Below are 18,192 nucleotides of genomic sequence, written 5' to 3' on the forward strand. Positions count from 1 at the left end.
GGTCTTGATTCGCTTGCTCTTCCCGCAGGAGTCTACGTTAATTCCACATCAACAAAGATGCTATACAAGATTTTTATTATTAGCGTTGTAATGAACAAAATTGACTATCATTAAATTCCCGTATATTTTATATGAATTCTGCATTATGATATTGATTCAATTATCTGAACAATAAGATTTACAGTAAAAAGGACTTCGGTATAATACCGAAGTCCTCTATTTGTAAATAGATTCTAATAAGTGCCCATTCCACCTTCAACTCGATATTATATTTGAAGGGGACATGAACAACTTATAAGACCGTCTATAATAACCAATTCAAAGATTGAACCGTTTCTTTTCGATTTGTACTCTGGCAAATGGCTGATATGACAGCCACTCCATCTGCTCCGGCCTGTCGCACTTCTAATGTATTTTGTTCATTGATACCTCCAATTGCGACAATTGGGAACTCTGGATACTGGATTCTAGCTTGATGTAGAAACGTTACGCCAGCAGGTTTTTTCGCATCTGCTTTTGATTGTGTTTCATAGATTGGGCCAATCCCAACATAGTCAGCTCCACCTGCTACTGCTTTCTCCAGCTCTTCTTTTGTATGCACAGATACACCTACGATTTTGTTTTCAAATTTTGCTCGAATGGTTTCAAGAGCGATATCGTCTTGTCCCACATGTACTCCATCCGCATCTACCTTCAAAGCAAGATCAACATCATCATTTACAATGAATGGAACATTGTATTGTTTGCAAAGCATTTGGCAGTTTAACGCAAATTGCTCAAGATTATGACCTTTTAACGAACCTTCACCTTTTTCTCGTAATTGAAAAATCGTTATTCCAGCATTTAATGCCTCTTCTAATACATCGAGTGGTCTTTCAATACAATTTTGAGTTCCCATAATAAAGTAAACAGCTAAATCAGTTCGTTTCAATGATTATCACCTCGCAATTTCCATTTTCCTTTTTATATTCGAAATGGTTGGTTGGGCCATGACCATGACCGATATTTAAAGGATTTTGAATTGCTAATTGTACAAATTTCTTTGCTTCAATAATTGCTTCACGTAATTCATAGCCTTGTCCTAAAAACGCAGTGATTGCAGATGAAAATGTACAGCCTGTTCCGTGCGTTTGGTTTGTTGCGATTCTTTTTGTTTGCATTGAAAATGATGTGCCTTCATTGAAATAGACTGTATCAATCGCATCTTCACCCTCTAAATGACCACCTTTCATCACAACACATGCAACGCCCATATCCAAAATGATGTTGGCAGCTTTTTCAATATCGGCAGTCGTTTTAATGGTGATTCCACTTATTACTTCTGCCTCTGGAATATTTGGTGTTAGTACAGTAGCAAGTGGTAATAAGGAACTTGTCAAAGCTTTTACAGCTTCTGATTGAAGGAGAGATGCACCACCTTTAGCAATCATCACTGGATCGACAACAAGTTGGATGTCTTTATCTTTTAAGCTTTGAGCAACTGCTTCAATAATTTCCGCGGAAAAAAGCATACCTGTTTTCGCAGCTTTTACAGGTAAATCTTTCATCACTACTTCAATTTGTTGTTGTACAAATTCAGCTGTAGAAGGGAAGATCCCTTCTACCCCTAATGTATTTTGAGCAGTTAATGCGGTAATCGCAGATGTACCAAAAACGCCTAACTCTTGAAACGTTTTTAAATCTGCTTGGATTCCTGCGCCACCGCCGCTATCAGAACCAGCAATTGTCATAACAATGTTCATTATTGTTCACCTCTAGAAATATCGTGCAATGCATTTAATACTTCCACTTGGAATGAGCCTAGTGGACCAGCAATAGCTGCACGTTCTGCAACAGCTTTATAATCTTGTAAAACATCATGTAGAACTGCTAACGGATCGCCTTCCACCGATAATGCCGCACTACAAACAGCACTAAGTAAGCAGCCTGTTCCTGTCACTTGTGTCATTAACTCATGACCCCCAACAATGCTTCTAGTTTGCTCGCCATTTGTTAATATATCTGAAGGCCCCGTTACAATGACTAGACAATTATATTGACGTGCTACTTGTTGCGCTACTTGTTCAACATCGATTTCGCCTTCACCACTGTCTACACCTTTTGTTTGCCATTTAACACCTGCAATAGTTGCTAGTTCTCCAGCATTACAACGGATTAAATCAAATTTCACTGCTTCCAGCAATTGATGGACCGTTTGTTTTCGGAATGTTGTAGCACCAACACCAACTGGATCTAGTACAACAGGTATTTTTTTCTCATTTGCTTTTCGACCTGCAAGTATCATCGCTTCCTTTGTACGAGTGTTAATCGTTCCGATATTAAGCAATAATGCTGATGCAATGGATACCATCTCTTCGACCTCTGACGCTTCATCTGCCATTACAGGTGAAGCTCCAATTGCTAGCAAACCATTAGCAGTAAAGTTCGCTACAACATAATTCGTCATACAGTGAACAAGAGGACTTGTCATTCGGATTTTAGATATACTCATAATTGACCACTTCACCTTTCCAATCTTCAAAAGTCCAAGGCATTTCCCAAAACTTCCATTCATAATAACAACTTTTTTTGAAATGCGACTTTAATAACGATACTTTTTCTGGTTGTTCTTCTGCAAAACGATTCATCATCGACTTTTGGAATTCAATTTTTTCTTTATAATCAGGGTCACTGTACATTGCAATCCATTCTTCATAAAGTTTGACACCTGGTTTAGCATCTTTATATTTTTCTCCAATTTCTTGATACAGCCAAGGGCATGGGAACATCGCTGCAAATGCATCAGCAACATCACCATTATGAGCTGCATTGTACATATGACTTACGTAATTGTATGCGGCTGGTGCAGGTTCAAAGTCTTCTAATTCTTGCTCTGTAACACCAAGTTCTTGGAAAACTGTCCGGTGTAATTCAAGTTCAGCTTCATTAATATGGTGAGCTGTTTCTAGAAAATAATTGATATCTTTATTTGTTGTTGCTTTTGATGCAGCAATAGCCAATACTTTCGTGTAATTTTTTAAATAATAAGCATCCTGCATGATATAAAATTTAAATTTTTCGATTGGCAGTGTCCCTTCAACCAAACCTTTTACAAATGGATGCTCAAAACTTCCTTCCCAATACATATTTGTCTCTTTTCTTACTTCTTCACAAAATGTCATTCTATGTCCTCCTTTTAGTGGACGTAGACGCAAAGAAAGTCTCTATGTGGGGACATAGAGACTTCAAGTGACTCGTTGCTCCCTACGTCAGTATTAACTGTCAGGTTCTAAGGGTCAGGTTTTACCTTCTCAACACAAAAGTGTCCCCCCGCACAAAAATATTTGGTTGGGTACAAAAAAACTCTCCAAAATTGGAGAGCTACCGTACAAAAATGATATTGTGTACTTTGCTCCCTACGCCAGTGTTAACTGCCAGGTTCTAAGGGTCAGGTTTTACCTTCTCAACGCATACGCGTCCCCCTGCAAATATTTAAGTTGCTATTATCGTAGCATTTATTATTTGGCTACTCAAGGATAAATTTACCTATTACTTTTAGCCAATACCAGCAGTGTTCATTAAGACAATTCTCCAGCCATCAGGGTCTTCAATTGTAACGCCTAATTCTTCCCAATAACCATTCTCTGGTGTAACCGAATCATAGCCCATATTTTTTAATCGTTTTGTGATTTGTTCAATTTGTTTACGATCAGGCATATAGAAGACTAGAAGATTATCATTTGTTGGAGCTGGACAAGGGCTACCATCTATATGTTGAGTAAATTCCAAATGATAGTCAAAACCAGGTAGCCCGATCATTACCCCTGTATATCCCCTATGCCCCTCAAATGAGCCAATTTTCTTCAACCCTAATCCTTTACAATAGAACTCTACCAATTTATCAAGCTGATCTGTAGGGCGTGCCACCCTGATTTGTGCTACTTTCATTTCATTTGGCCAATCGCTTTCCATTCTCTCATCCCCTTATTTAAACTTTTACTGTAGTACTACCAAAAAGTATAACAAGGGGATAATCAAACGTACCTTCAGTATTTAGGCTGATTTATTCATTAATTTCTCATTGAATCTAAATTAAACAACAAAATTGATATTCCATTTTGGAAGGAGTGATGAATATAAGATCTTGATAATTTATTGGCTCCTTTTACGGTTTTATTGGCTCTTTTGGAACTTTATTGGCTCTTTTCGTCTATTTATTCTCCCTTTTTTTAATTTTATTCGCTCTTATAGCAATTTAAGTCTTTGTTTGAATTGTAATTATCTAGATTTGTCATTTTATGAACAAAAAAAGACTTCTGTATTTGCACAGAAGTCAGTTTTCAATTTTGGAACAAATTAGAGTAAGGATAATTTTCCCCATTATCCTTACTCCCCATTTTTAGTTATTTTTTGATGTGTGGATTAACATCCCCCATTAGCTCAGAAATAGTGACAAATTTGTATCCCTCTTTCTGTAGTGCAGGAAGTATTTGTTCTAACGCTTTGATAGTCTGTGTACGATTGCCGCCCCCATCATGGAACAAAATCACATCGCCAGGAGTTGTACCATTCAATACTTTTTTTACGATTCTTCTGACACCTGGATTTCTCCAATCTTGAGTATCGAGATGCCACGACCATATGACCACTTTAAATCCACTTTTCTGAGCAGCATTAATCATTTCATCCGTGTAAATTCCACCTACAGGACGGAATAGTGTTGGGGAAAATCCTGTAATACCTTTAATAATGTCATTGGTTTTTTTTAGTTCTTCTTCTAATTTTGGTGACTTTGCCTTAAATGAGTGAGAATATGTGTGATTAGCTAATTCATGTCCTTCTTCATACTGTCGTTCAATAATCTTCGGATATTTTTCAGCACTTCTTCCTAATACAAAAAAGGTGGCTTTAGCATCGTATTTATCCAATACATCTAAGATCTCTGGTGTGTATCTTGGATCTGGACCATCATCAAATGTAAGTGCAATCACCTTTTCATCTGTTTGAATATCCCAAAGAACTTGGCCAGTTTGCTCATAATACCTTCTTCCCTTATCTGCAGCATTACTGAAGTTTGCGAAAAATATGGAGATGACTAAAACGCAAACAGTCAAAAATATTATATTGTTTCGTTTCAAAATATCACCCCCAGAAATTTTTTGATTTTGTAAAGAACATTGATGACTTTAATATTTGCTGAACACGATAAATTATGCCTGCAAAAAAGTTTACATTTATTGTATTGGAAGCTTTTCCAACCATGTTTTTACGCTAATAAAAAATGAATTTTGAGCAATAATATTATCAAAGTCAGTATTTATTTTTTACTTATTTGTTCTGAACTTGCGAACTGAAGATTTTTCCAATACACTTATCAGTAAATTCAAACAATAAAGCTTTGATAAGGGAAAGTAAATGAGGGAATAATCAAAGAGAGCTTCTGATGGTGGAAATGAAGCATTTTGAACCTGATTGAAAATGGCCTTTGAGCTGCGTATCGAAAGAAGAATCGAGTAGAATACGACGAGACGACACTCGTTACAACGGTAGCAGTATCTCTTTTAAAGATGTACTGACGGAGACAAATAGTGTGAGCTATTTGTAAAACTAGGTGGTAACACGATGATTATATTCGTCCTAATCTTTTATAGATTAGGGCGTTTTTTTATTTTAAATTTGGAGGGATGAGGAATGACAATCGTTATTGGTGGTGCATGGCCATATGCAAATGGTTCACTTCATTTAGGACATATCGCTGCACTTTTACCAGGTGATATTTTAGCAAGATATTACAGACAAAACGGCGAAAAAGTGTTATATGTTTCGGGAAGTGATTGTAATGGTACACCGATTTCTATTCGTGCCAATCAAGAAAATACAACGACTGAAGCCATAGCGAATCGCTATCATGAAGAATTTAAAAATTGCTTCGAAGAACTAGGATTTACTTATGATTTCTATACGCGAACAGATGCAAGCCATCATCATAAGTCTGTGCAAAATATATTCAAGCAATTACTAGATAACGGTTACTTATTTAAGAAAACAATTGAGCAGGCATATTGTGAACATGATAAACAGTTTTTACCTGATCGATTTGTAGAAGGGATTTGTCCTAATTGTGGTGCAAAGGCACGTGGAGATCAATGCGATCATTGTTCTACAATTCTTGACCCTCTTGATTTAATCGATAAGCGATGCAAGATTTGTGGAAGTGAACCAGTCATTCGAATAACTGAACATTTTTACTTTGCATTCAGCCATTTTCAACATGATCTAGAAGAATTAGTTCAACTGGCTGAAGAAGAAAATCTATGGCGCGATAATGCAATTCAACTTACCAAGCGGTATTTAGCTGAAGGAGTACCTGATCGTGCAGTAACTCGAGATTTACCAAATGGTATCCCGGTTCCTGTTGAAGGTTTTGAAGGTAAGAAAATCTATGTCTGGATTGAAGCTGTTTCGGGTTATTTAACTGCTAGCAACGAATGGGCAAAGCAAAATGGTGAAAATATCGAAGATTGGTGGAATGCCAATACAACTTCTTACTATATTCATGGAAAAGATAATATTCCATTCCATACAGTTATTTGGCCATCTATCTTAATGGGTATTGGCAATCAAGCATTGCCGACACATATTATTTCCAATGAATATCTAACTCTAGAAAAACGTAAAATTTCTACAAGTCAAAATTGGGCCGTCTGGGTACCTTATATTACGGAAAAATATGATCCAGATTCCATACGCTATTTCCTTACAATGAATGCTCCTGAAAATCGTGATACTGATTTCTCATGGCGTGAATTTATACACAGCCATAACGGTGAATTACTTGGAGCTTATGGAAACTTCGTCAATAGGACACTTAAATTTATCGAAAAATCATTTGAAGGTAACATCCCAGTAGGTGTGATTGATTTGGAAATTCAAAATCAGACCCTAAAACTCTATGCTGATGTGGGAAAACTAATAGAGGATGGACATTTCAAACAAGCTTTAGAGGGCATTTTCGAATATATTCGTCGTGCCAATAAATTCTTCGATGAAAAGCAACCATGGATTCAAGTAAAACGAAACCTTATCGAAGGAAAGAATACATTATATACATGCTGCTATATTATTTTGAACCTAGCTCAACTCTTGCAACCATTCTTACCCTTCTCAACTGATAAAACCAAAAAAATGTTAGGTATAGATGTAATTGAATGGAAAGAGCAAACGAACATTCCAACCAGTATCAGTCACGTCATCCCATTGTTTGAAAGATTGGATACCGGTTTAATAGATGAGGAATACAATCGTTTAGAGAATAATTCGAAATAAAGAACATACTCATATGGAGGGTGTATTTATTCGAATAATTAGATAGGATATAAATTTCGGAATTTACATTTTATTATGATAATATTATCAATGAAAATAATAATTGGGGGTAGAGGAAATGTTATCTAATTTTGAGGGAAATCTGTTGAAATATGCGAAACTTTTAGTAGCGAAAGGAATTAACGTTCAACCTGGTGATTGGGTGAAAATGACAATTACTGTTGATCAAGCCCCTTTAGCTCGTTTAATTACTCAAGAGGCCTATGCATTAGGTGCAGAAAAGGTCATTGTAAAGTGGTCTGATGATGAAATAAGCAAGCTTCATTATTTACATCAACCTGTAGAAGTATTGACTGATATTCCAGAGTACGAAATTCAAGAATCCGAAGATCATGTATTAAATCATCATGTAAGTCGTCTTTCGATTGTATCAAGTGATCCTGGGTTGTTAAATGAAGTAGATCCTACAAAAGTAGCTGCTTATCAAAATAAGTCTGGTAAAGCATTCGTTGCACAACGTAAGGCAACTCAAAATGACGATTTGAAGTGGACTGTTGCAGCGGCTGCTGGAGCTGGTTGGGCTGCACACGTATTTCCTGACTTAGCTACATCAGAAGAACAAGTTGATGCATTATGGGATCAAATCTTCAAAACTTGCCGTGTCTATGAAGAAGATCCAATCGTAGCTTGGGATGAACACAAAAAAACTTTAAATGAAAAAGCAGCTAAATTAAATGAAATCCAATTTGACGCATTGCACTATACGGCACCTGGTACAGATTTAACTTTAGGATTACCAAAGAACCATATTTGGGCTAGTGCAGAAAGTTATAATCCAAAAGGCGATGAATTTATCGCTAATATGCCGACAGAAGAAGTATTTACCGCTCCAGATACACACCGTATGGAAGGTGTCGTACGTAGCACGAAACCATTAAGCTATGCCGGTACATTAATTGAAGGTATTGAAGTGCACTTTAAAGACGGTAAAATTGTAGATATTTCCGCTGAAAAAGGCGATGAAGCGATCAAAAAATTAGTCCATGACAATGAAGGCGCAACAGGTTTGGGTGAAGTTGCCCTTGTTCCAGACCCATCTCCAATTTCTCAATCTGGCATTACATTCTTTACAACGCTTTATGATGAAAATGCATCTAACCATTTAGCAATCGGCTCAGCTTACCCTACTACGATTCAAGGTGGTACAAAAATGAGCCAAGAGGAATTGCTAGCACATGGTATGAATACTTCAACAGTTCACGTTGACTTTATGATTGGTTCTGACAAGATGAATATTGATGGTATCAAACAAGATGGCACAGTTGTTCCGATTTTCCGTAATGGCGATTGGGCATTCTAATAAAAGAATTGCTTATTGCTCATAAATAAATTTAAATTTTCCACACAAAAAACTCAGGTAGAAGATCAATGCATTTCTATCTGAGTTTTTTGTATTGGTATTACATTATTCTTTCATTTGATCAAGCAATGTTATTGCATCAACAAGATGATTGTTGAAAATTTGCTTAGCGACTTCTAACAATTCGATGATCATTGGATCCCTTAGTGAGTAAATCACACGGTTTCCATCTTTCGTTCCATAAACGATATTTTTTGCTCTAAGTACAGTTAATTGCTGGGAAACAGCAGAGCCTTCACTACCTAATTGATTTTGGATTTCATTGACGCTTCGATCACCTTCGGCTAAAACTTCGAGAATTTGAATTCTTAATGGATGGGCAAGTGCTTTAAAAAAATCTGCTTTGAACTGTTGTAATCCTGTATTCAATTTAATTCCTCACTTCCTACACATAAAACCTATTTCTCTAGATGCCATCAAACAACGTGAAACTTAGAACTTTTCCACTTATAAAGTAGGTTAAAAAATGACTCTCATTAATCTTAACAAGTCTTCTCGTGAACTAACACATTTTCCCTCTTTACTTTTTGATAATCTTTCGGACTAGATAAACCTTTACATTCATTAAAAACAAATTTCTTACAACCAATACATTTATTTTTATCTAATTGTAATAGCGCATAATCGATTGCTTCACCCGTATGATCAAAGAAATGTTCTTCGCCTATCAGATTATATAATCCCGTTTTTTTGAAAAACATTTTAGGCTCATCTTTTAAACCAGATACCAAGATGATTCCATGTTTTGAGAAATCTTTTACAATGCTTGTTAAATAATAATTTCCAGTTGTATCGATAAAAGGCACTTTATTCATTCTTAAAAGCAATACTTTTGGCTTGTAGTTAATAGAATTCATAATATCTTCTGCAAAGGATTGTGCAGCACCAAAGAATAGTGGTCCTTCAATATTGAAAATACTAATTTGTGGACAACCATGTTGAGAAGTTGCCTTTTGCGCTTCCACTTTCGCATGTTTTCTAGAACGATTAGGTATCGCTTTTTTCGTAACCATATGATAACTCATATTCTTTATAAATAAAATAACTGCTAGTAGAAGACCGAATTCTACTGCAACTGTTAAATTGATGAATACTGTTAATATAAACGTAACAGCTATAACTAGCGAATCACCTGTTTTAGTTTTTAACACATGGTAAAACACCTTTTTTTCGCTCATATTCCATGCAACTACCATTAGAACTGGCGCCATACTGGCAAGTGGAATGTTTGAAGCATATGGTGCAAAAAGTATTAATATTATTAATACAACCAAGCCATGAACAATACCAGAAATAGGTGATACAGCACCCGTTTTAATATTCGTTGCTGTTCTTGCAATAGCACCTGTTGCCGGAATACCACCAAAAAGTGGCGTTACCATATTGGCTACCCCTTGTCCTATAAGCTCTCGATTACTGTTATGTTTACTATTTGTCATACCGTCAGCCACAACTGCAGATAATAACGATTCAATACTACCAAGAATAGCAATTACGAAAGCTGGTTTTAAAAGATGGACAATTTTTTCCCAAGTCATATCAGGAAATTGGAACTGTGGTAAAGAGTTTGGAATATCTCCATACTTAGAACCGATTGTTGCAACTTCTGTTGGGTAGAAAATGGTTGCAATGATCGTAGAAACTACAATACCTATTAAAGGTCCAGGTACTTTTGGAGCCAATTTCGGTATAAATAGAATTAAAATCAAACAAATACAGCCAGTTAAAATACTATAAATATTCACTGTGTATAAGTGAACGGCAATTTCTTTCAAATTATCGATAAATAATTCTTTGCTCTTAACATTTTCAAGTCCTAAAAAGTTAGCTATTTGCCCGACAAAAATAGTTACAGCAATTCCTGTCGTAAACCCGATTGTCACAGGTCTTGGAATATATTTTATTAAGGATCCAAGTTTAAAAACTCCCATTAAAATGAGCAATATCCCTGCTAAAAATCCCGCTATTAATAAATCTTTATAACCATATGATATGACAATACCAAATAAGATTGGTATAAACGCTCCTGTAGGACCACCAATTTGAAATTTTGAACCACCCAAAAGTGAAACTAAAATTCCCGCAATAATAGTTGTATATATTCCATACTCCGGTTTTACTCCTGACGCAATTGCAAAACCCATCCCTAATGGAATTGCAATGACAGCTACTATTAGCCCTGATAGTAAATCCTTTTGAAAACTCTTTAAGGAGTAGTCTACATATCTTCCTGAAAAATTTAATTTTTTCAGCATAATTATCCTTCTTCCTTTATCTTTTAATAACTGAATATCTGATTATTTGAATATACTATTATATGAATATATAGCGTAAAGTAGAATTTGTAAAGAGTACTTCTATGTAATATTTTTCTATGCAAAAGAAACGATAATAATGGTCCATTAGACAACATACTTCTATAAAATAGAACTCTAAAAAAATATCTATTATTTTAAAGTTCTTTTCACCTATTAATAACAAAAATATTGTAAAATAAATGAATACTTCTATGACAAAAGGAGAGGTATTATATGGGAATTAATATCTATTACTATGAAAGTAAAATAGAATGTCAGTATTGCAAAAAGAAATTTACTACATATAAAGTACGTCCAAATCGTTATAAAGTAATTCATCAGGATACAGACCTTATGCCTATCTACGACGGATTAAATCCAATGTTATATGAAGTTGCAGTTTGTCCTCATTGTGGATATGCATATCATAAATCAATGGTTCGCACTTATGGACCTTTTATGGAATTTGTTAGAGAAATTTATATTAAACCGCTACAAAAACCAATGTCCATTTGCCAAGAAAGAACATTAGATGATGCGATCGCCAGTTTTAAGTTAGCTTATTTAGTGGCTAAAGCTTCAATGGAAGAACCACTCGTTATGGCAAACATTGCGATTAAAATTGCATGGTTATACCGCTTAAAAGAAGAAAATAAATCAGAAATCCATTACCTACGTTCTGCTAGGGATTTTTACAGCCAATCATTTGCGTCAAATAAGGAAGGAGAAGAAAGGATTCAATTTCTGTATGCTGAATTAAGCCTTCGCATTGGTGAGACAGAGGAAGCTAAAAAAGGATTTTCTCATTTAATCTCAGGTCGTAATGTTTCAGATAAATATCAACGATTAGCTCGTAATCGTTGGGAAGATTATAAATATGCTACGGATAAAATAGAGAAAGAGAATGTGAAAGAAGGATAATCACATCATTTTTTAAAGGGGATATTTTTATGATATCAAACTCAAAAATTCAATTAGGTGTAAAAGAAGAAGATATTTTTTCAGATGTGATTCATTTTCTACTTAGAAAAAACCATCGCCTTTTTTCGAATGATCAATTAATCGAAAAAACAGGAATTTCTTCAGACTTAATTTTTAAATGGGTAAAATCAGGGAAATTAAATCCATCCCTTTTCCCTAATCTTGGAGCACCATGCGAAAAATGCGGAAATCTAACAAATCATTCAAAAATCTGTAGGGAATGCACTCAATCAATTACTCATACCCTTAAGCAAGAAGAAAAAGATAAAATATGGTTTGATAAAGTTCAGAAAAAAGCACCAAAGGCAAACTCCTATCGATATAAATTATAAACTACCAAAATCGATCCAAAATTATTTTAATAAAAAAACTAGGGTAGAAAATAGTTTATTTTCTACCCTAGTTTTTTGAAATTGCTAATCAAAATTCACCTTATAATTCCTTTGTCATAAAGACCTTGTAACCTGCGGGGGCTTGTCTAGCTCGCTTTCCCTCAGGACTATGAATGAACATCACTGAATTAACATCGTACGAAGGAAATGCGAATGCATTTTCGAGGAGTCGTCACCCTTGGTTCAATTAAAAAATCAACAATATCATATAACATTTCATAAGATTTAAATAAATCCCATCAAGTCTTTTACATGTCTAACGTTTTCTTTAGAAGTTAATATTTCTAGTAATAAAAAGGCGACATCGAAAGCCGTACCTGGATTTGAAGATGTGATAATATGTCCATCTTGAACAATTCTCTTTTGTTGTAGATTTGCTCCAAAATTCTTTAGTTGCTCTGTTCTAATGCTAGCCGGATGATTGTAGGTAGTGGCATTTAGTCCTTCAAGAATGCCGCTTTTACCTAGTGCAAGCGATGCAACACAAATACTAGCGATCGGCTTATGTTGTTCGTTGAAATGCCTTATCACATTTAAAAACTGTTCATTATATGCATCATCATAAAATCCCGCTTCTTCAAATCCCCCAGGGATAGCAAGTGCATCAAATTCCTCTAATTGAATATCATCTATTGTTTTTTCTGGTACTACTGTGAAATTCCATGTACAAGTTAATTTGTCTCGTAGTCCAACTGTCACGACCTCCGTTGAACCATCACCTTCCCATTTGTTCCATCCAAGTACATCTGTAAAAACGCTAGCTTCTACTGCTTCAAAGCCATCCGCTAGAAGTAATAATATTTTTTTCATTGTTCAATCCCCCCTTATACATCATTTTATTAAAGCATTAAGGATTATTACATAAGCAGAAAAAGAATATTCCCTAATTCCACTTTAAATTATAAAGAAATTCATTTAATATAATTAATAAAAAAAGGCGTTGATAAATATGGATCAAATTGATAAGCAAATTGTTAAAGAGTTACAGTTAAACGCTAAAGTTTCAATGAAAGAATTAGCTGAAAAAGTCCACTTATCTTCTCCAGCCGTCATTGAACGAGTACGCAAACTTGAAGAGCAACAAGTGATTGAAGGTTATCATGCTCATCTAAATTTGAAGAAGATAGACCGTCCAATTTGTGCATTTATTTTGTTCGAATCAAAAGACTGTAAAGCATTAGCAAAATTTTGTCATAGTCATCCAGATGTTTTGGAATGTTACCGAGTTGCTGGAGAAATAAGTTATATCGTAAAATTGGCAACACATTCTGTTGAGACATTAGAACAATTTATCGATGCATCGATGCCTTATGGTACTCCATCTACTAATATCGTGTTATCTTCGCACACCAAAGAGAGTATTGAACCATTTATCGTTAAGGATTAACAAAAAAGAAATTGAATGGATTCAAAAAAACTCGGGTAGAAAATTTTCTACCCGAGTTTTTTAAATTACTAATCAATATTACCTTATAATTCTTTTGTCATAAAGACACTATTAGGGTCTTCCTTGTAATCAGCAAAGGGCTTACAATACTGAAATCCAAATTTTTCATATAGATGTCTAGCAGGAGCAAAAGCAGCCATTGAACCTGTTTCCAAACTTAATCGTTTATAACCACAAATTTTAGCTTCTTCTATAATGTGCTGCAAGATTTGCTTGGCAACACCTTTTCTTAAATGATGCGGAGAGGTTTTCATTGATTTTATTTCTCCATGTCTTGAATCCAGCTTTTTCAATGCACCACATCCAACTAATTCATCTTGTTCCCACGCACTCCAAAACGTGATTTCAGGTTTCTTCAATTCCTCAAGACTTAAAGCATGAATACTTTCAGGAGGAGAATGGAATGTCATATTTTGAAGATGTCCTCCTATTAGTTCCCCCACTTCCGCTCCGGATAAATAATCTACTATAATATCCATAAAAATAATCCTCCTATTATTAAATATATATTGTAAATTCACTATAATTTTATTCTAAATGTTCGACTAATTGCTACTCTAGTAAGTGCTATACTAGCAATTAAGTTTAACTTTGAGGGGTTTTCTTCATCCCCTTTTGAGATATAGGAATGCAGAAAATAATTTAACTAATCTACAGGAGGAAAATATATGGATATTCGTCAACTCAGATATTTTGTAGAAGTAGCAAAACAGAAGAGCTTTACCAAAGCATCAAATATTTTGTTTGTCTCCCAACCATCCATTAGTAAAATTATTAAAGGGTTCGAAGCAGAATTGAAAGTTACTTTACTAGACCGCTCGGAGAAGAAAGTTGAGCTTACAGATGTGGGGAAAGTTGTTTATGAACAAGCTTTAGAAGCATTGCGATTAGTGGATGGAATCGCTTCGTCTGTAAATGAGCTAGTTGATATGAAAAAAGGAAATGTAAAATTGGGTTTAATGCCTACTGTAGGTGTATTACTTTTCCCTACTCTGATTGGGGGGTTTAAAAAGCAATATCCGCAAATTGATGTCCAAATGGTTGAATATAATGCAAAGTTATTGGAGCATCATGTAGAAAATAGTGATATCGATTTTGGTGTCACAGTTTTGCCGGTAAGCTCTCATTTTGAGACAGTACCCTTGCTATCTGAAGAACTAGTTGTAATCGTAAATAGTAATCATCAGCTCGTTGGCAAAGATTTTGTTCGTTTAGAAGAATTGAAGAACGAATCCTTCATCCTATTTACTGAAGATTTTATCCTTCACGATCGCGTGAAACATGCATGCATTCAGGCTGGATTCAATCCAAAAGTAGCATATACGAGTTCCTTATGGGATTTAGTTGGCGAAATGGTAGCATCCAAATTGGGCATTTCTTTGGTACCCAAATCCATGGTCCATCGCTTTAATAACCCACTTATTCATGCAATTACAATTTCTAAACCACTTATTGATTGGGAATTGGCACTAATCTATAAAAAGGATAAATATCTATCATATACTGCTCGAGAATTTATTTATTATATTCAAACTAAAAACCTTTTGAATCATTAGTGTATAACTTTTTTGCATAGTGTTCATAGGATATATATATTTTACGAATTAAATAGAAGCCCCTAGAATTATGAGTACATCATTTGTGGGGGTAATCTTGTTGAAAAAATGGATATTGAACTTGCTTCAAATCGTTATTATTATTTTCTTTACTTTACTTGGTCAATTCATAGTTTCTTTCTTTAATTTGAATATTCCTGAAAGCATAGTCGGTCTTGTATTATTACTTATTAGTCTGCACATGGGATGGATTAAATTGGATTGGGTAGAGGCAGGGTCTGCATTTCTCTTTTCTGAAATGTTACTATTTTTTATTCCTGCAATAGTAGGCATAATGAATTATCCATGGCTCATTGGAACAAAAGGAATTCTTGTGTTATTAGCAGTTATTGTTGGGACCACACTGGCTATGGTCACAACAGGTATTGTTTCCAAAACTCTTTTAAAACTAAAGGCGGTGAAACATTAATATGTTGCTAAAACTATTTAGTGTTGTAATAACCGTTTTTATTTACCTCATGGCTAAAAAGATCAATAAGAAATTACCTGGCCTATTATTCTCACCTATCATCATCACACCTTTTGTAATGATTATTTTCCTCTTGCTAATCCATTTACCCTATGAGGAGTACGTGAAGGCCACCTCTGTATTCAACGCTATGTTAAATGTGGTGACTGTTGCTTTTGCCATCCCTCTTTATCGAAATTGGAATGTACTTGCTTCTAACTGGCGTATCATTCTATTTAGTCTAATGGTAGGTTCATTAGTTGCTATTGTCGCTGGTGTATTAACTTCATATTTCTTAGGAATGGGTCTTCGCTCAGAGATTAGTATTATTCCTCGCTCTATTACGATGCCAATCGCTGTTAACTTATCGAAATCATTTGGAGGTATACCGACGCTGACTGCAATTTTTGTAATAATAACCAGTTTTGTCGGTGTCTATCTTGGACCTAAGCTCATCAAACTCTTTTCTTTTAAACATCCCTTAGTAATTGGGATGATGTATGGAATGGGAGCAAATGTACTTGGCGCTAAGAAAGCTTTTGAAAGTGGTGATTTAGCAGGATCAAGTGCCACTTTATCTACTATTATTGGCGCCGTTATGACCGTATTATGGGCATTTTTATTAACCCCTGTTATACTCAACTTTTTATCATAAATTGTTTTAATCAGATAACGTCATGAATAAGCATGATTTTTTACAGTAAGAAACCCGGATAGAAAATGCTCTATTTTCCATCCGGGTTTTATTTTTTAATGTTATTTCGAGAAAATCTTATCTATTTTGTCTACATTAAGTTAGTTTTCCATAGAGGATCTGTCCATTCATTTTTCAGTTGCTAATGCTGAATGATTATTTTCATTAACAACCCTCCAATTATTAAAGTGGACTATGATATGGCTTCTTATCGATAGCTATCATGAGTAGGTTTAAACAAGTCTTCATTAGCATTTCTAACCATCGAAAAATGATCTACATTATAATGTCCATGTAGCGTTGCATTGTGATGACGAATAATTTGCTCAGCAGATAGTATCTTCGAGTCTGTTGTGGAATGTCCATCACTAACTAACGTCACATCAAAACCATTAATAGTTGCCGCCCTAACTGCCGTGTCTATACAAAATTCAGTCTGGCACCCCATAACCACTAGGTGTTCTATATTTTGGTCTTTTAAATATTCCAGTAATGGCGTACCATAAAAAGAATTTGTTGCTAGTTTATCAAAGATTACAGCATCAGAAGGTACTTTAATATCCTTGTGTACTTGAAATCCGCTACCTTTTCCGTTTGAAACATCTTTGTCCCTAATAAAAACAATATTCGCTTTTTCCTTTAATGCCTTCTCAATAACAACATTGATATTATGGATGACTTTATCTTTTTCAAAAACACCTTGGCGTTCTAATCCACCATCCATTAACTCTTGCTGTGCGTCAATTACAAGTAAAGCTTGCTCCAAAATAATCTCCCCTTTTTAGATCATTTATTTAATTTAATCCATACACGTAATGGACCTATTGCTTCCCATCCTGATGATTTGGCTGCTATTAGACTGCTATTGTGCTCATATCCTACCATTGATAGCTTTGGAAATTCTCTCGATATGATTTTAGGAATATCTCTCCATAGTTTTTTCTCTTCATATCCTATAGAAAATACATTTGATATTCCTACAATGCCTTCACTTAAATTAGCGATAAATCCTGAAATTCCATCCTTTGTCTCACATATAAAAATCTTCACATTCTGTTGCTTTAAAAGCTCAGATTTAATGACATTCTCTAATTCACTTGCACCATTCCATTTTTTTAAATCTTTTTCTGTTGCAACTATTCGCCAGTTTGTTTGAATAGGTTCGAAATCTAAAATCGGTTCATGAACAATCCATTCAGCCTCAAATAAAATATCAAAACCTAATGGTGATAAATTAAGATTTGCATAGCTATCTTTAATGCTTGATACATTACCATTTTCAATAAAGTACTTTACTTCTTCAATTGTTGTACGTTTATCTGAAGTAATGACTTCAGGGTAAAACGTTGGAGCTTTTGAATGAAGCCCCCAGATGTTTTCTTTTGAAATCCCAAAAATCCCATGTGTAATACATATGATTTGACACCAAGCAATATTATTTAAAACCGCTTCATCAATTTTAGAGAGCATCTATCATTCTCCTATACTCTTTATAGAAATTTTCTTAACCAAAAGTAATTGAATCAATTTCATAAACAAATATTTATAGTATTAATCTGCTTGCTGAATGATGTGGAATTAGCTTCGCTTTC

The 18,192-nt window shown here is 34.8% G+C and carries 20 protein-coding genes, 2 riboswitches and 1 other annotated feature; of the genes, 8 read left to right on the plus strand and 12 right to left on the minus strand.

The window, feature by feature from the left end:
* Positions 1–304: 304 nt before the first annotated feature.
* From thiE to ABE048_RS13320, 6 genes are all read right to left on the minus strand, one after another.
* The gene (thiE, locus tag ABE048_RS13295; protein WP_430311740.1) at positions 305–931 is read right to left on the minus strand and encodes a thiamine phosphate synthase; all 627 of its coding nucleotides are present in this window, start codon (positions 929–931) and stop codon (positions 305–307) included.
* Entirely contained in the window at positions 918–1,742 is an 825-nt protein-coding gene (gene thiD / locus ABE048_RS13300) for a bifunctional hydroxymethylpyrimidine kinase/phosphomethylpyrimidine kinase (protein WP_430311741.1), read from the minus strand. Before thiD ends, thiE begins: the two co-directional genes overlap by 14 nt.
* Positions 1,742–2,491, minus strand: coding sequence for a hydroxyethylthiazole kinase (gene thiM / locus ABE048_RS13305; protein ID WP_430311742.1), 750 nt, complete (start codon positions 2,489–2,491; stop codon positions 1,742–1,744). The genes thiD and thiM overlap by 1 nt, the downstream gene beginning before the upstream one ends.
* Positions 2,478–3,161, minus strand: a complete 684-nt coding sequence (tenA, locus tag ABE048_RS13310; RefSeq protein WP_430311743.1) for a thiaminase II — start codon at positions 3,159–3,161, stop codon at positions 2,478–2,480. Before tenA ends, thiM begins: the two co-directional genes overlap by 14 nt.
* Positions 3,162–3,223: 62 nt before the next feature.
* Positions 3,224–3,321: riboswitch (TPP riboswitch) on the minus strand.
* A 54-nt stretch (positions 3,322–3,375) separates the two neighbouring features.
* A riboswitch (TPP riboswitch) is annotated at positions 3,376–3,473 on the minus strand.
* 61 nt (positions 3,474–3,534) lie between these two features.
* The gene (locus ABE048_RS13315) at positions 3,535–3,951 is read right to left on the minus strand and encodes a VOC family protein (RefSeq protein ID WP_430311744.1); all 417 of its coding nucleotides are present in this window, start codon (positions 3,949–3,951) and stop codon (positions 3,535–3,537) included.
* A 431-nt stretch (positions 3,952–4,382) separates the two neighbouring features.
* Entirely contained in the window at positions 4,383–5,117 is a 735-nt protein-coding gene (locus tag ABE048_RS13320; RefSeq protein ID WP_430311745.1) for a polysaccharide deacetylase family protein, read from the minus strand.
* A gap of 251 nt (positions 5,118–5,368) precedes the next feature.
* Positions 5,369–5,622: a binding site (T-box leader), on the plus strand.
* Positions 5,623–5,670: 48 nt separating this feature from the next.
* Between ABE048_RS13320 and metG the strand changes: the two genes are divergently transcribed.
* The gene (gene metG / locus ABE048_RS13325) at positions 5,671–7,305 is read left to right on the plus strand and encodes a methionine--tRNA ligase (RefSeq protein WP_430311746.1); all 1,635 of its coding nucleotides are present in this window, start codon (positions 5,671–5,673) and stop codon (positions 7,303–7,305) included.
* A gap of 118 nt (positions 7,306–7,423) precedes the next feature.
* Entirely contained in the window at positions 7,424–8,665 is a 1,242-nt protein-coding gene (locus tag ABE048_RS13330; protein WP_430311747.1) for an aminopeptidase, read from the plus strand.
* A gap of 105 nt (positions 8,666–8,770) precedes the next feature.
* Here ABE048_RS13330 and ABE048_RS13335 read toward each other — a convergent pair whose 3' ends face one another.
* Together ABE048_RS13335 and ABE048_RS13340 are read right to left on the minus strand one after the other, a co-directional pair.
* Complete coding sequence (locus tag ABE048_RS13335; protein WP_430311748.1) at positions 8,771–9,094, minus strand: ArsR/SmtB family transcription factor; 324 nt, start codon at positions 9,092–9,094, stop codon at positions 8,771–8,773.
* A gap of 113 nt (positions 9,095–9,207) precedes the next feature.
* Positions 9,208–10,980, minus strand: coding sequence for a SulP family inorganic anion transporter (locus tag ABE048_RS13340; protein ID WP_430311749.1), 1,773 nt, complete (start codon positions 10,978–10,980; stop codon positions 9,208–9,210).
* Positions 10,981–11,256: 276 nt separating this feature from the next.
* Here ABE048_RS13340 and ABE048_RS13345 point away from each other — a divergent pair, with 276 nt between their 5' ends.
* Together ABE048_RS13345 and ABE048_RS13350 are read left to right on the plus strand one after the other, a co-directional pair.
* The gene (locus ABE048_RS13345; RefSeq protein ID WP_430311750.1) at positions 11,257–11,943 is read left to right on the plus strand and encodes a DUF2225 domain-containing protein; all 687 of its coding nucleotides are present in this window, start codon (positions 11,257–11,259) and stop codon (positions 11,941–11,943) included.
* A 29-nt stretch (positions 11,944–11,972) separates the two neighbouring features.
* A complete protein-coding gene (locus tag ABE048_RS13350; protein ID WP_430311751.1) occupies positions 11,973–12,335 on the plus strand; it encodes a hypothetical protein in 363 nt (120 codons plus the stop codon).
* A gap of 285 nt (positions 12,336–12,620) precedes the next feature.
* Here the strand turns inward: ABE048_RS13350 and ABE048_RS13355 are convergent, their stop codons facing one another.
* On the minus strand, positions 12,621–13,205 hold the full coding sequence (locus ABE048_RS13355) for a DJ-1/PfpI family protein (protein WP_430311752.1): 585 nt from the start codon (positions 13,203–13,205) through the stop codon (positions 12,621–12,623).
* A gap of 139 nt (positions 13,206–13,344) precedes the next feature.
* Between ABE048_RS13355 and ABE048_RS13360 the strand changes: the two genes are divergently transcribed.
* On the plus strand, positions 13,345–13,782 hold the full coding sequence (locus ABE048_RS13360) for an Lrp/AsnC family transcriptional regulator (protein ID WP_430311753.1): 438 nt from the start codon (positions 13,345–13,347) through the stop codon (positions 13,780–13,782).
* An 83-nt stretch (positions 13,783–13,865) separates the two neighbouring features.
* On the opposite strand, the gene ABE048_RS13365 is transcribed toward ABE048_RS13360, so the two are convergent.
* On the minus strand, positions 13,866–14,321 hold the full coding sequence (locus ABE048_RS13365) for a GNAT family N-acetyltransferase (RefSeq protein WP_430311754.1): 456 nt from the start codon (positions 14,319–14,321) through the stop codon (positions 13,866–13,868).
* Positions 14,322–14,510: 189 nt separating this feature from the next.
* Here ABE048_RS13365 and ABE048_RS13370 point away from each other — a divergent pair, with 189 nt between their 5' ends.
* From ABE048_RS13370 to ABE048_RS13380, 3 genes are all read left to right on the plus strand, one after another.
* Entirely contained in the window at positions 14,511–15,398 is an 888-nt protein-coding gene (locus ABE048_RS13370) for a LysR family transcriptional regulator (protein ID WP_430311755.1), read from the plus strand.
* Positions 15,399–15,498: 100 nt separating this feature from the next.
* The gene (locus ABE048_RS13375) at positions 15,499–15,867 is read left to right on the plus strand and encodes a CidA/LrgA family protein (RefSeq protein ID WP_430311756.1); all 369 of its coding nucleotides are present in this window, start codon (positions 15,499–15,501) and stop codon (positions 15,865–15,867) included.
* A gap of 1 nt (position 15,868) precedes the next feature.
* Positions 15,869–16,561 (plus strand): LrgB family protein, encoded by a 693-nt coding sequence (locus ABE048_RS13380; RefSeq protein ID WP_430311757.1) that lies wholly within the window; start codon positions 15,869–15,871, stop codon positions 16,559–16,561.
* A 247-nt stretch (positions 16,562–16,808) separates the two neighbouring features.
* Here ABE048_RS13380 and ABE048_RS13385 read toward each other — a convergent pair whose 3' ends face one another.
* Positions 16,809–17,366, minus strand: a complete 558-nt coding sequence (locus tag ABE048_RS13385) for a cysteine hydrolase family protein (protein ID WP_430311758.1) — start codon at positions 17,364–17,366, stop codon at positions 16,809–16,811.
* A 20-nt stretch (positions 17,367–17,386) separates the two neighbouring features.
* Positions 17,387–18,070, minus strand: coding sequence for a hypothetical protein (locus ABE048_RS13390; protein WP_430311759.1), 684 nt, complete (start codon positions 18,068–18,070; stop codon positions 17,387–17,389).
* Positions 18,071–18,192 lie beyond the last annotated feature (122 nt).

Origin of the sequence: Rummeliibacillus pycnus, assembly GCF_050459865.1 — a bacterium.
Lineage (GTDB): Bacteria > Bacillota > Bacilli > Bacillales_A > Planococcaceae > Rummeliibacillus > Rummeliibacillus pycnus_B.